Origin of the sequence: Novosphingobium oxfordense (genome assembly GCF_044029435.1) — a bacterium.
Taxonomy (GTDB): domain Bacteria; phylum Pseudomonadota; class Alphaproteobacteria; order Sphingomonadales; family Sphingomonadaceae; genus Novosphingobium.
Map to the genome: position 1 here is coordinate 1,553,843 of NZ_CP147008.1, position 13,685 is coordinate 1,567,527.

A 13,685-nucleotide genomic window follows, 5' to 3' on the forward strand; every position below is an offset into this window, starting at 1 on the left:
GGCGATCCATCGGACCCTCTCCTCGCGGCAATCCTTTCCGGACACCGTTCGACCCATCTAGCTTCGCCCCGGATGGGGCCGGCACCCCAAGCCAGACGGTGAAGACAAATGTATGACACTTTACGGAAAATTCCGGGAAGCCCGGCGCGATCCGGACGCGATCCGGGCGCGCGGCGCGTGCCAGCAGACCGGGCGGGTTTACGCCAAGCGCACCGAAGGCTAGTCATGGCTGCAAACGGACAGGGGCCGATGGCGGAAGTAAAATTTGCAGCAGAACGGCGCATGGGCCCGCCCGGATCCGACAATTGGCTGGCGATGCTGGACGGCGCGGAAGCCATTCTGCGCGAGGAAGGGCATGCGGCACTGACCTCGCGCCGGGTGGCGGAACAGGTCGGCGTCAAGCAGCGGCTGGTCTATTACTATTTCCGCACGATGGACGATTTGATCGTCGAGACTTTCCGGCGCCTTTCCCAACGCGAATTGGCACGGCTGGAAACCGCCCGCGCTTCTGACCTGCCGCTGCGCGAAATCTGGGACATGTGCATTCACACCGCCGATGCGCGGCTGGTTGCGGAGTTCATGGCCCTGGCCGCCCGGATCGAGGGGCTGGGCAAGGAAGTGATCCACTTCATAGAGACGTCACGCCGGATCCAGACCGAGGCGATCAAGAAGGCCATGGCCGCGCATCCGGCAGGGCTTTCGATTGCGCCGGACACGTTGGTGCTAATGGCGACCAGCCTTGCGCTAACCCTTACGCGCGAGGCGGAACTGGGCGTGGAGATGGGACATGGCGGCGCGCTGGCGGTGGTGGCGCGGATGCTGGACGCGCTTGAACCCAGCTAGGGTCAGGACCTATTAATCACGCCTGCGAGGCATTGGAATGGCGAACAGATCGGACTGAAGTGGCTGCCGGGCGGGCTGGTTGCCCGTCCAAAGTCGCTTCGGTTCGAGATGGAAGCCATTCCAATGTCCCGAAGGGATTTGATCAAAATGGCCCATCGCCGCGTCAGGAAGTCTTGAAATATGGACATATTCCTGCGCCTTCCTTCCTCGCGCTGAGCCATTTTGATTCAAACCTCGCAGGCGTGATTAATGGGTCCTGACCCTAAGCGGTGACCGTGGAGTAGAACGCTTCGAAGTCCTGACTTCAGCCGCCGCGCGGTATAGGCGCCGCTCCGCGCGCGGCGCGGGCGCGCAAGTCGCTGGGGCTGGCGTCCAGCATGTGGCGCGCGAAGTGGGAAAGCGCGGACTGTTCGGAAAATCCCAGCTTGTGCGAGATCGCGCCCAATTCGAGTTCGGTCCGCTCAAGATAATAGAGCATGTGGTCGCATCGCACTTCGTCCTTGATGCGCTGGAAGCTGGAGCCTTCGTCGCGCAGCCGGCGGTGCAGGGTGCGGGGATGCATGGCCAGCAGGCGGGCGACATCCTCGCTGCCGCACTTGCTGGTCCATAGTCGCTGCATCACCATGCCGCGCACCAGCGTGCTGACCGTGGGGCGCTGGCGCGTCGAGCTCTTGCGGATTTGCGCGATGACCGCGGCAAGCGTTTCGGCATCGGGATCGAGAATAGGGCAGGCCATGTCCTCGGCCCGGAAGGCGACGCCGTCCTCGGTGCAGCAGAAGCGCACGTCGCACCCGAAATAGCGGCGATAGGCGCGGGCAGGGGCCAGATTGCGGTGACGGAAATGCACCTCGCGCGCGCGGACCCTGCCACCGGTGATGGCCATGGCACCCAGGTGACCCAGCAGCAGAAGCTGCTCCACCGCCTGGCAGCGATTGGGCATCGCCTCCACCAGTACGTCGTGGCCCAGGAACACGTGGCGGCCGGAGGCGGTGGCCTCCTTCCACACCCGCGCCGCCAGCGAATGGGCGGAATTGTGGATCACCGCATGCGTGGTCGCTTCACCGAACGTGCGGGAATTGCGCATGGCGGTGCCCAGCTTGCCGTAAACCCCGTCGCCCTGCTGGCGAACGGCAAGGCGCATGCCGAAATCGATCGTGGCAAGGTCCCGCGCTGCGCGTTCCATCAGCCAGATCCACTGCTCGTAGCTGGCCGTGCCTTCGCGGTCGCAATCGGCGGCAACAAGGCCGACGTCGTCCAGCATCGCCTCTGGGCATCCGCCCAGTTCGCGAACGAGCGCGGGAAAATGCCGCAGGAGCCGCGCGCGCAGGACGTGGGAGGCATGGGCATGGTCCATGTCTAAGCGGGGCGTTAACGGCACTGCCGGGTGCGTGTCTCCCATTGCGTCCTCGTCCAGCCGTCACGCGGCCGTTTTCGTTTCCGCCTATCATGGAAGGCGGTCTCGCGCCGATCAAGGGGGCGGCGCGCGGGAAGGGAAAACATCGCGGGAACGCGGTAGCGAGGTGCACCGTCCTGGCCGCCGACCTCGCCCTGCGGTTCTTGCAATTATCCCGATATTCGGTACCAAGTTCCAGAAAATGGATCGGAGAAAGTGATGCGGAAAGTCCTGCCGGCCTTGGCGATACTGGGATCGGCGATTGCGGCAACGGCTTCGGCCGCACCGCCTAATCCTGTGACTGCGGAGCACCCCCCCCGGGAATGGATCGATCCCGCCACCGGCCATCGGATCGTCCGAGTGGACGACCGGCCCGGTGTCTACGGCCTCTACTTCAACTACAACGCCTTCACACCGGATGGCGGCCGCATGATCTACCTGACGTCGGAAGGCATCCGCACCGCATCGACGCAGGACTGGTCGACCAAGCTGGTGTTCCGGGGAAATGTCGACCGGCTGCTGTTTGCCGGCCACACAGGCGCCACCGCCTATTACACCACGCGCCCGGCCGGTTCGGGAGATGGCGAGGGGCCGACCACGGTCTGGGTGCTGGATCTCGATACCGGCAAGTCGCGCAAGATTGCCGACATGTCCGGCGGTCGCATCGAATCCATCAGTGCGGACGATAGGCTGCTGGCCGGTCACCAGGAACTGGCACCTCCGCCGCCCGCCATTGCTGCGCAGGGCCGCCGCGATCCGAAGACCGGTTCGCCGACGTATTCGGGGGTGGACGATCAGGGCCGTCCGCTGACCTTCGCCCAGGCCAAGGAGCGCTGGATGGACGCGCGGCTGGCGGCGAAAGTGCCGATGGAAATCTTCACCATCGATACCGCGACCGGTGCCCGCCGCAGCATACATCGCGCCACGGACTGGCTCAACCACGTGCAGTTCTCCCCCACCGATCCGGGGCTGATGATGTTTTGCCACGAAGGCCCGTGGCACAAGGTGGATCGGATCTGGACCATCCGCACCGATGGCAGCGGGCTTGCCAGGATACACCAGCGCACGATGCAGGGTGAAATCGCCGGGCACGAGTACTGGTCCCCCGACGGCAAGGCGATCTGGTACGACCTGCAGATGCCCAAGGGCGGGATGCTCTGGCTGGCGCGCCGGGAAGTGGCCACCGGCAAGAGCACCTGGTACAAGGTGGCCGCCGATCAGGGCTCCTATCACTATCTGACGTCGCCCGATGGAACCGTGGTCGCCGGGGACGGCAATGGCGCGGGCAAGTTCATCAGCCTGTTCCATCCGATGGCTGATCCTTCGCCCGAAGCGGCCGATACGCTGGACGGCGACCGCCTGATCGCGACCGGATCATTGCGGAGCGAGCGGATCGTCGACCTTGGCCGGCACGACTATACGCTGGAGCCGAACGAGCACTTCACGCCGGACGGGAAATGGCTGGTCTATCGCGCCAATGTGGAAGGGCGCCCGGTGCTCTATGCTGCGGAGCTGGCCGGCTCGCGGCCTTAAGCGTCACAGCACCCGCTCGACTGCAACGCGAAACGGAAAGCGCCGTACGACCCGCGCCTTGGCCGGATCCAGCCCCGCGCGCGCCAGCACGCCGGGCCATTCGCCCGGCCGGATCGACCGCGCGATCGATAGCTGGCCGTCCTCGCGCACGATGCGGTGCACGCCCATGAAGCGGGCCAGCAACGGGAAGCCGTGGTAGGAAAAGCGGTTCCGGTTCAGGTCGCAGATCAGCCAGCCGCGCCGCGCGTCGTGCTCCATGAACCGCAAGAAGCGATCGAGCTGCGCGTCGCTCATGTGATGGGCGACCTGGCTGCTCACGATGAAATCGAACCGCTCGGGCTGGGTGGCATAGTCGCCGGTCCGGTATTCGATGGGAAGGCTGGACGGCGTTGCCGCCCTGGCTAGCGCCCGGCTGCCGGGATTGAGGTCCACCCCCACCAGCCGGACATCCAGCTTCCGCCGCGCCGCCCATGCCGCCACCGTGCGCAGCAGGTCGCCATAGCCGAAACCTACGTCCAGCAAAGTGAAGCCGGGCGCATCGCCGACCGCGCGCGACAAGTAGGCCAGCGCCGCGTGTGCGGTGAAGGTCCAGCGATTGACGCGTCCCAGATCGCGGAGCACTTCCCCATAGATGTGCGGATCGAGATCCGGCGCATCCATCTGCTCTTCCTGGCGGGACCGGATGGCGAGGGAGGTCATGGCAGCAATCTCCATGCCGGAAGAGGGGGAGGATTCGACCCTCGAAAACCGACCAACTATGACATGAACGCAACCCCGCGTCGAAGCGTTCTCATCCTTCAGGCTCCCTTGCGGCGGGCAGCGAAATGGCGCACTCTTCGCTAATAAAATCAAGCCGGGATGCCGCGATGAATGGCATTTTCATGGGAACCGGAATCACCCTGGCATGCGTGGCGGCAACGCTGGCGCTGCTCCCCTCGGCGCAGGCGCAACCGGTCCGACAGGCGGCCCCGAACGCAAAGCCGAACGCAACAGATGTACAGGGCCGCTGGCTGACGGACGACAAGGCCGGCGTGGTGGAGATTGCGCCCTGCGGCAATGCCCTGTGCGGAACGTTGGCGGCGGTGCTCAACCCCAAGGCGCCTGCACAGGATGTAAACAACCCCGATCCCGCCCGGCGCGGCCGCGCGCTGGTCGGCATTGCGATCCTGACCGGATTGATGCGCGAAGCGAACGGCTGGGGCGGGGGCGAGGCTTACGATCCGAAGACCGGGCACACTTACCGCGCCAGCATCCGCCTTGGCCAGGGCGGCCGGCTGGATGTCACGGGGTGCGTCCTGCTCATCTGCCGCACCCGGCACTGGACCCGCAGCATGGAGGAGAACAGCCGATGACCTATGAAGATGCCATCGCCCTGATCGCCAGGGAAACCGGCCTTCCTCCCGATCGGCTGCAACCCGAAGCCACGTTCGCCACGCTGGACATTTCCTCGATCGATATCGTCAGCATGCTGTTCGAACTGGAAGACAAGTTCGGCGTGGAGCTTCAGCCCGAAGAGCTGACGCGTGAGATGACGATGCGCCAGTTGCTGGAACGCATCGGCGTGCCGGCGCCGCAGTGAGCGGGCGCGTCCTCATCACCGGCATGGGCTGCGTTAGCGGTCTGGGCCACGGCGTCGCCGCGAACTGGCGCCGCGCGCGCGATGGCGAAGGCGCGATCCGCCCGCTTCCCGATCCTTTGGGGGATACGGTGGCGGCGTGGGTGGAAGGCGAAGGAGGGACCGGGGCGGACACCGCCTTCGCGAACGTGGATCCGGAGCGGCTTCGCCGCCTCGGCAAGCTCGATCCGCTTTCCACCTTCGCCATAGAGGCAGCGCTGGAGGCGGTGACGGCCGCGAACCTCATGGACTATCCCACGCTCGCGCATCGCACGGCGATCGTTCTGGGCTGCGGCAGCGGCGGAAACCAGACGCGGGAAGTGGCTTACGAACGCTTGTTCGCCAAGGGCCAGCCGCGCGCCCATCCGCAAACGATCCCCAGTTCGATGATGACTGCGCCCGCCGCGCAGATCGCGATCCTGCTGGGAGTGCACGGGCCGGCCTTCACGATTTCCAGCGCCTGCGCTTCGTCCGCCCATGCGCTGGGAGAGGCGATGCACATGATCCGTTCGGGCCGGGTGGACGTGGTTCTGGCCGGCGGGGCGGAAGCCTGCCTTACGCGTGGATCGCTGGCGGGCTGGCAATCGCTGGGAGTGCTGGCGCCCGATACCTGCCGGCCGTTCTCGCGCGACCGGCGCGGCATGGTGCTGGGGGAGGGGGCGGCGGTGCTCGTGCTGGAAAGCGAAACCCACGCCCGCGCCCGCCGCGCGCCGATCCTGGGCGAGCTGGCCGGCTATGGCACCTCCACCGATGCGGCGCATATGACGGCGCCGGATGTCGGCGGGATCAGCCGGGCGATTGGCGCTGCGCTGGCCGATGCGGGCGTTACAGACCACGCGCCGATGCTAATTTCCACGCACGGCACCGGTACGCCCCTCAATGACCCGGCCGAAACCGCCGCCTTGCGCGCCGTCTGCGGCAAGGGGCTGGACCGCCACCGCGCCATCGCCACAAAGTCCGCGCATGGCCACATGATCGGCGCGGCAGGCGCGATGGAGTTCGTGATCGGCATGGCGGCCCTGATCGAGAAGGAAGCGCCGCCGGTGCTGAACTTTCTCGGCGCCGATCCGGATTGCGACCTGCCGCTGGTTCTGGAAAGGGAGAAATTCGCGCCGGAGATCCTTCTCTCCAACAGTTTCGCGTTCGGCGGCCTCAACGCCGTGCTGGTGGGGCGGCGGGCATGACGGTGGCCGTTGCGCACATCAACCGGATCGGCGTGGCCAATCCTCCCTTCGAAGTGCACGACGCGTTCGTGCGCTATGTCGGCGGCGAATTGGCGGATCCGCGTTCGCGCCGGCTGTTCGAACGCATGGTCGCGCGGTCCGGCATTGCCCGGCGCTATTCGTTCCTGCAACCCGCCTTGCTGCCCGATGGCACGATCCGGGACGTGGAGGGATTCTATGACGGTGAAGTCTGGCCCTCCACCGGCCAGCGCATGGCCCGATACGAGCAGGACGCACCGCGACTGGCGCTTGCCGCGATCGAGGCGCTGGGCGTCGCGGCGGCCGAACGGGCAGGGATCACCCACCTGATCGTCGCTTCCTGCACCGGTTTCATGGCGCCGGGGCTGGATCAGGCGATCGTGTCACGAGCCGGGCTCGATCCCGGCGTGGAGCGGACCGTGGTCGGTTTCATGGGCTGCTATGCCGCGGTCAACTCGCTGCGGCTGGCGCATCACATTGTCCGGTCGGAGCCGCGCGCGCGGGTGCTGGTGGTCACGCTGGAACTCTGCACGATCCACTTCCAGCGCAGCCAAGACGTGCCCAGCCTGCTGGCAATGCTGCTGTTCGGCGACGGCGCGGCGGCCGCGCTGGTAACGGCGGAGCCGCAGGGCCTTGGCCTGCGCGATTTCCGTGCGGCGACGATCCCGGACAGCAGCGACGCGATCACCTGGAACATCCGCGATCAGGGGTTCGACATGTATCTGAGCGGCGAAGTGCCGGGCCGCATTGCAGATGCGCTGGCCGCCGATGCCCGGCGGACCGACGGGCGCGGGCTGCTGGGCGACATGACAGCCACGGACTTCGCGCTGTGGGCGGTCCACGCCGGCGGACGCACCGTGCTGGACGCGGTCGAGCACGGACTGGCCTTGCCGGAGGGGGCGTTGGCGCCCTCTCGCGCGGTTCTGCATGACCACGGCAACATGTCTTCGTCGACGTTGATGTTCATCCTTGCCCGCGTGCTTGCGGGCAAGGAGCGGGGCCCGGGTCTGGCGCTGGCGTTCGGCCCGGGCATGGCCGCTGAAAGCTTCCGCTTTACGCTGGATGGCTGATGTGGGCGATACGTTGGTCATAGGGGCGGGGCTCGCGGGAAGCGCGGCCGCCTGCCTGCTGGCACAGGCGGGCCGACTGGTACATCTGATCGACCGGGAGACCGGGCCGCATCACAAGGTCTGCGGGGAGTTCCTTTCGGAAGAAGCGCTGGCGCACCTCTCGCAACTGGGGCTGGAGCCGGAGGCGTTGGGGGGCGAGCCGATCGGCCGGGTCCGGCTGGTTTGCGGCGGCATGGTGGCCGAAACCGCCCTGCCGTTCCGCGCCATCGGCCTCAGCCGCCATGCGCTTGACGAAGCGCTGGTGGCCCGCGCGGCAGCGGCAGGGGCCCGCCTCGAGCGGGGCGTTCGCGTGCTGCGGCTGGATGGCGGCACCGCGCATACCAGTTGCGGTGCGATGACCGGCGATGCGGTCGTCCTGGCCACTGGCAAGCTGCCGGTTCGCGAAAGGGAAGGCGCTGCCGCGCATCGCGTGCATGACGGCTTCGTCGGCTTCAAGATGCACTACCGCCTTGCTCCCCAGGCATCGGCGCGCTTGCGCGGGACCATCCTGCTGGCCCTGCTGGACGGTGGCTATGCCGGTCTGCAGATGGTGGAGGACGGAAGGGCAAACCTCTGCCTGGTGATCCGCCGCTCCCGACTGGCCCGGCTTGGCGGGGGCTGGGAAGACCTGCCGGAATGGCTGGACGGCGCGCGCGAGCTGGCGGCGATGCTCCGCGATGCTGAGCCGCTGTTCGCCCGGCCGGCAACGATTGCCAACCTGGCCTACGGAATGCCGCCGGCGCCGGAGGAGGGGGATCCGCTGTTCCGGTTGGGCGATCGCTGGGCGATGACCGCCTCGCTGACGGGAGACGGTATGGCGATCGCGCTGCGCAGTGCGTTCGTGGCTGCGCGCTGCATAACCGCGGGCGAGGGCAGCAATGCCTATCGGCAGCGGATGGCGGCGCAGGCCGGCACCCAAGTTGCGCGCGCAATGACGGTGCAGAACGCCATGGCATTCCCCGGCGCGGGCATGGTGTTCTGCGGCGTGGCCGCGCTGTTCCCTGCCGGTTTGCGCTTCGCCGCGCAGGCAACGCGCATCCGTCGCTGGCAGTAAGGGTGAAAGCCGGCCGGTCCTGACGGGAACGGCGCGCGGCCACCCCCAGGTGCGCGGTCAGGGTGATTTTTTGGCCCGCGCGCGATTTTTCACGCTTTTTTCACGCCCGATCGAAGCCCGCGATCACGTCACCAGGCCCATGAACAGCCTGTCCGGTCGTTGTGCCGGACTTGCTTGGAGATGGGAAATGAGCTCGCACACACTGAATGCCGCCCGTGCCGCCTTCGTGCTGGTGGCGATCGCAGCAAATGGTATGCCCTCGCACGCATTCGCCGGGGAGGCGGTCCGTACCGAACGCGTCGTCTACACCGATCTCGATCTGAAGACGGAGGCCGGCGTGGCCACTCTCGATCGGCGATTGAGCCTGGCGATCCGCCGGGTTTGCTACAACCCGAATTCCCGTTCCACCTGGGACATGGCGGAAGAATCGCACTGCCGCGACCATGCCCGGGATGAAGTGCGCTCGCAGCGCGAGGTTGCCATCGCCAGCGCCCGAAGCGAATCCCGCTTCGCCAGCGCCGGCACGACTATGGGCAGCGGCGTGCAAGTCGCTGATCGCGCTGTAGAGATCCGTCCCGCCCGCTGAATTGCGCGGTTTCGGTTCCATCGGGGGGTGCTGCGATGCGGCACCCCCTGCTTGCCATGAGGCCCATATGGAGGCACTTTTCCATGACCGCACCGGGTGTCCACAATGCAATGGGGTGCAGCGCGAAGGGGCGCTGCATATCACGGGCCCGGGTGCGCTCCCAAGGAAAGGAGCCTTCGCGTGCCTGTTCCTGTGGAGAATGGCATTGGCGGCGCGCAGCCCGTCTGCGTCAGCCTGCTTGGCGCGTTCGCGATGCGACGCGATGGTTCCAGCTTGCCGCTGCCGGGCCGCAAGGCGCGCGGAATCCTTGCTTATCTGGCGCTTGCACCCGATCGCAGCGCCACGCGAGAGGGGCTGGCCTGCCTGTTGTGGACCGATCGCGGAACCTTGCAGGCGCGGGGCAGCCTGCGCCACGCGCTGAAGGAATTGCGCGCCGTTCCCGGCTTCGCCGATGCGCTGGCGATGACGCGCGACTGCGTCCGGCTGGACGACATGTGCGTCAGCACCGACATCGACCGGATCAGCGCGGCGGCGCGGGCGCAGGACCTGGACGCGCTGGCGGCGCTACTGGCCCATTCGCATGGCGATCTGCTGGAAGACTTCCGCGATATCTCGCCCGGATTCGACGAGTGGCTGGTGGCGGAGCGCTCGCGGCGGCGCGAGCAGGTGCTGGGCGAAGTGCTGGATGCGCTGCGCATTGCGGGCTTGGCTGACATGAAGAACACCCGCGACATCCTGCGCTCGCTCGATCGTCTGGAGCCTGCGAACGAGGCTGCTGCGCGGCTGGGTATGCGGCTGGATTCGGAAATCGGCGACGCCAGTTCGCTGCATCGCCGCTATCGCGAACTGTGCAGCCGGCTGGAGAGCGAATTCGGGGCCCGGCCCACCGCCCGGACGCGCGAGCTGTTCCATTCGCTTGCCGGCGATCTGGCGTCGGGCGATGCGGATCATGTCCTGGCGGAACGGCGCGGCTTCGGCACCAGCGGATCGCTTTGCGTGCGCGACATGGTTCCGCTGGTACTCGTCTCCCCCTTGCGCACGCATGGGCAGGATGGCGAGGTAAGGTCTTTCGGCGAAGCCTGTGCAGACGATATTCGTACGGCGGTGTGCCAGCTTCGGGGCCTTCAGGTGCTGTCGCTGGATGAAGCGGATATCGGCTCGGTAGTCGGCCAGGCCGACAATGCGCTGGCCATCTATTCGCTTTCCGGCAGCATGCGGCGTATCGGCGCGGAGTATCAGGCCAACCTGCAGCTTGCCAACGCGGCCAGCCATGTCGTCGTCTGGGCGCAGACGATCCGCCTTGCCGAACTGGAGATCGCGGCGATCGACGCCCTTGTAGAGAAGGCCAGCGGCGCGGTCGTGCCGGCGATCGACCGCGATCTGGAGCGGCAGCTTCGCCTGCCCGGGGCCGACCTTGCCGAACAGGGGGCCCGGTATACCCGCGCCCGGCTGCTCATCCGCCAGGCCGGCGATCTTGCCTCGGTGCGGGAGGCGGTGGACCTGCTGGAAGGCATCGTCGCGGCCGATCCGGGGCACATCGCCGCGCGGTTGGCGCTGATACGGATGTACAATACCGATTTCTGGCAGCAGGTCTGCGGCCACGACGTTCAGGCCTTTCGCGATGCCTCGGAAAAGCACCTGCAAGTCGCCGTCGGCCTGCAGCCCGGCCACTGCGAGGTGCGGTTGCGGCAGGCCTGGTGCGAACTGCGCAAGGGTGACGTCGCACAGGCGGAAAGGGACTTCCAGGCGGCGCTGGCGACCCTGCCGCACGATCCGGACGTGGTGAACATGTGCGCTTTCGGCCTGTGCCACCTTGGCCTCTACGAGGCGGCCGAGGACCTGATGCAGCGCGCCTTTCGCCTCAATCCCTTCCCGCCGAGCGACTATCACGCAGACTATGCGGTGATGGCCTCGCTGCGCGGCCTGCCCGAAGAGGCCGAGGGGCACTTTGCAGTTTCGGGCGAAGTGGGGATGCAATATGCCGCCGTGCGGATGGCCAATGCCACGGGGCTCGATCAGGGTTTCGGCCGGATGGAAGGCACGGCAAAGCGTTTCCGGTCGTCCTTCGTGCAGGCGTGGCAGGCATCGGTTCCGCCGGAACTGGACGATGTGATGCAGTGGGTGGACTATACTCTGCCGCTCTATCCGTTGGAAAAGCGCGATTTCGTCAAGACGGGCCTGCGGCAGATGCTTGCGCCGCGATGGTGAGCAGCGGTTCGTAATAGCATGTCCGCGCCGGTTCGGCGCAGGCTGGGCGAACGGTCGGGGGCGGCGTCAGCATGGCCTGCACCACGGCCTCCGCATCCTGCCGCTTGATCGAGGGAACGCGTTCGAGCGTCTCGGCCGAGAGCGGAAAATCGCGCCCGGTCCGACTGACGAACAGCGCAAGGCAACGCGGCCAGGTGCGATCGGTGTAATCGGTGGTCCGCACGATGCGTTGCATCGCCCGCCGGTCCCGCGCCGGGATGTCCACGCGTTCCAGCGCCTCTTCTGCATCGACGAGAGCCATGGTCAGCGGGGCGTAGGAGAGTTGCGCGGGGGCATGCAGAAACAGCACCGCGTCATCGCGCAGCAAGCGGTCCTCGCGATAAGCCTGGTAGATCCGGCCCACGCCTTCCATTCCGAAGCAGTCCAGTTCCGCCGCACGCAAAGCGCCCAGGCTGGCGCCGCCGACCACGCGGACGCCCGCCGCCAGCAGGCTGAGGATTTCCTTGTGCCACACCGTCCGGCACGTGCGGAAGACGCCGTCGATCAGGCCCACCGTTTCGGGAGGATCGGCAAGCAGGGCGGAAAGATCGCCGCAGGCGGCGGGCGGGCGCAGATCGATCGCAGGATCGATCGCAAGGCCATGGATGCTCGGCCCGGCAAACAGCACCGCGCGGCGGGGAGCCGGGCGAGCAGCGGATGCGATCCGGATCGGCACGGCAGCAACAGAGCGGGGCGGCTCTGCCCGCGCATTGTCCATCAGGCCGGGGGCCAGGCAATGCCACAGGCTCACCCCCTCGACCGGCAGGCGATGTTCGAACGCGACGACAGGCACTTCGGTCAGCGATTGGACGCTTCGCAGCAGGCATTCCCGTATCGCGGCGGTGCCGGCCAGTTCCTGCGTCGGAATATCGCTCCAGCCCAGGCTGCCCTTCCCGAAGCCCAGCGCGCGCAGCAGGAACACGAACTCCTGCTCCCGCCCATGAGTATAAGCGATGGGGGCAATATCGTCCCGCGCACCGGCGAAATGCGTGGCGTGGGACTGCACAGCTTCCAGAATGGCGCGCAGCAGCGCCACGCGCTTGTCGGGATGGCAACCACTTCCGGCCGAGGGAGTGAGATTGTCGCACTGCCGCCGCGTCTCGATCATCAGGCATAGGAAGGTCGCGATGCCGGTCTCGTCGCCGAGGCTCCATGCTCGCAACTGGAACCCGGCGGCATGAACGCGTCGGATCATCCGGACGAGCAAAGGATCGTCGATCGTCGAAAGCAGCACCTGACGGGTCAATTGTTCTTGCGGCGAAAGCATGTCGAACCGGGCGATCCCGTGGTGTTCCAGCAGTTCGGCGATCCCGGATGCCTGCGCTTCGGTGTCGGTATTGCCGCAGGCCAGCCCGTTGGACGTCGCGCCCGTTCCAAGGCGCGGGCGGGAGAAATCCAGCGAGAGCTGATCGAAAGGGATCATGCGGCGATCGCCGCTGGCCAGGTCCACGCCCGCCAGCCAATGGCGATCCCGCCCTGGGTCCAGCGTCAACGCCAGGGGATGACGGCTCCCGGACCACAGCGCCCGATCGCCGGGTAGCATATCTGCTAGGCGCATCTTGCGCGTCGGCGGCACCAGGGTTTCGGCGGCCCAGAACTCCACCGATTCCAGCAGCGCCCCCACCATGGCTGCAGAGGGGGTCAGGCCTTTGCCTTGCGATACCGTCAGCGACCGCGAAAACGGGCGGACTGCCTGATAGACCGGTATGCCGGGCACTGCGAAATGGGAGACTTCGCCCAGTCGCGTGACGCCCGCAATGTCCCCCGCTTTTCGGGCGAGGCGCAGGGTTTCGCCCGGGGGGCGGGCGCGTGGCTCCAGCGCCACTTAGTTGTTGGATTGCCCGCCGGATTGGCGGGACGCCGATTGCATGGACACCGGTAGCAGGCTTTTTGCCGGGCCGGTGAGGGCGGCGGCTCTCAACGCGTTGTTGTCGATAAGCGAGGCAATGCCGCCATGCGTCGCGTCGGACAGCGCCTCCTTCGCGAACGAATAGACGGGTTCGCAAACGACGTAGTGCGTTTTTCCATCCTTCTGCATCTCGACTATAAAATGATGGTTGATTTGTGAGTCGTCTGTTTCATCCGTCATGACGTCCTCCTTGT

13 protein-coding genes are annotated in these 13,685 nt (G+C 66.7%); 9 read left to right on the top strand and 4 right to left on the bottom strand.

The genetic code is table 11. The annotated features are described in order from the left end of the window. The first annotated feature begins 249 nt into the window (after positions 1–249). Entirely contained in the window at positions 250–843 is a 594-nt protein-coding gene (locus WBP07_RS29625; RefSeq protein WP_395396814.1) for a TetR/AcrR family transcriptional regulator, read from the top strand. A gap of 304 nt (positions 844–1,147) precedes the next feature. Here WBP07_RS29625 and WBP07_RS29630 read toward each other — a convergent pair whose 3' ends face one another. After that, positions 1,148–2,197 (bottom strand): AraC family transcriptional regulator ligand-binding domain-containing protein, encoded by a 1,050-nt coding sequence (locus WBP07_RS29630; RefSeq protein WP_395396815.1) that lies wholly within the window; start codon positions 2,195–2,197, stop codon positions 1,148–1,150. Positions 2,198–2,533: 336 nt separating this feature from the next. On the opposite strand from WBP07_RS29630, the gene WBP07_RS29635 reads away from it, so the two are divergent. Next, entirely contained in the window at positions 2,534–3,769 is a 1,236-nt protein-coding gene (locus WBP07_RS29635; RefSeq protein WP_395396816.1) for an oligogalacturonate lyase family protein, read from the top strand. A gap of 3 nt (positions 3,770–3,772) precedes the next feature. Here WBP07_RS29635 and WBP07_RS29640 read toward each other — a convergent pair whose 3' ends face one another. Beyond that, positions 3,773–4,468 carry a methyltransferase domain-containing protein gene (locus WBP07_RS29640; RefSeq protein WP_395396817.1) on the bottom strand — a complete coding sequence of 232 codons (696 nt, stop codon included), beginning with the start codon at positions 4,466–4,468 and terminating at the stop codon, positions 3,773–3,775. A 167-nt stretch (positions 4,469–4,635) separates the two neighbouring features. On the opposite strand from WBP07_RS29640, the gene WBP07_RS29645 reads away from it, so the two are divergent. The 7 genes from WBP07_RS29645 to WBP07_RS29675 all read left to right on the top strand — a co-directional run bounded on the left by WBP07_RS29645 (position 4,636) and on the right by WBP07_RS29675 (position 11,543). Then, the gene (locus tag WBP07_RS29645) at positions 4,636–5,121 is read left to right on the top strand and encodes a DUF2147 domain-containing protein (protein WP_395396818.1); all 486 of its coding nucleotides are present in this window, start codon (positions 4,636–4,638) and stop codon (positions 5,119–5,121) included. Further along, positions 5,118–5,348, top strand: a complete 231-nt coding sequence (locus WBP07_RS29650) for an acyl carrier protein (RefSeq protein WP_395396819.1) — start codon at positions 5,118–5,120, stop codon at positions 5,346–5,348. Before WBP07_RS29645 ends, WBP07_RS29650 begins: the two co-directional genes overlap by 4 nt. Further along, complete coding sequence (locus WBP07_RS29655) at positions 5,345–6,568, top strand: beta-ketoacyl-[acyl-carrier-protein] synthase family protein (RefSeq protein ID WP_395396820.1); 1,224 nt, start codon at positions 5,345–5,347, stop codon at positions 6,566–6,568. The genes WBP07_RS29650 and WBP07_RS29655 overlap by 4 nt, the downstream gene beginning before the upstream one ends. Beyond that, positions 6,565–7,656, top strand: coding sequence for a type III polyketide synthase (locus WBP07_RS29660; RefSeq protein ID WP_395396821.1), 1,092 nt, complete (start codon positions 6,565–6,567; stop codon positions 7,654–7,656). Before WBP07_RS29655 ends, WBP07_RS29660 begins: the two co-directional genes overlap by 4 nt. Then, positions 7,649–8,749 (top strand): NAD(P)/FAD-dependent oxidoreductase, encoded by a 1,101-nt coding sequence (locus tag WBP07_RS29665; RefSeq protein ID WP_395396822.1) that lies wholly within the window; start codon positions 7,649–7,651, stop codon positions 8,747–8,749. Before WBP07_RS29660 ends, WBP07_RS29665 begins: the two co-directional genes overlap by 8 nt. Positions 8,750–8,936: 187 nt before the next feature. Next, positions 8,937–9,335: a UrcA family protein gene (locus WBP07_RS29670; RefSeq protein ID WP_395396823.1), complete on the top strand. Its 399-nt coding sequence runs from the start codon at positions 8,937–8,939 to the stop codon at positions 9,333–9,335. Between the two features lie 180 nt (positions 9,336–9,515). Next, the gene (locus tag WBP07_RS29675) at positions 9,516–11,543 is read left to right on the top strand and encodes a tetratricopeptide repeat protein (RefSeq protein ID WP_395396824.1); all 2,028 of its coding nucleotides are present in this window, start codon (positions 9,516–9,518) and stop codon (positions 11,541–11,543) included. Here WBP07_RS29675 and WBP07_RS29680 read toward each other — a convergent pair. Continuing rightward, entirely contained in the window at positions 11,503–13,407 is a 1,905-nt protein-coding gene (locus WBP07_RS29680; protein ID WP_395396825.1) for a YcaO-like family protein, read from the bottom strand. The genes WBP07_RS29675 and WBP07_RS29680 overlap by 41 nt on opposite strands. Then, positions 13,408–13,671, bottom strand: a complete 264-nt coding sequence (locus WBP07_RS29685; protein ID WP_395396826.1) for a hypothetical protein — start codon at positions 13,669–13,671, stop codon at positions 13,408–13,410. Positions 13,672–13,685 lie beyond the last annotated feature (14 nt).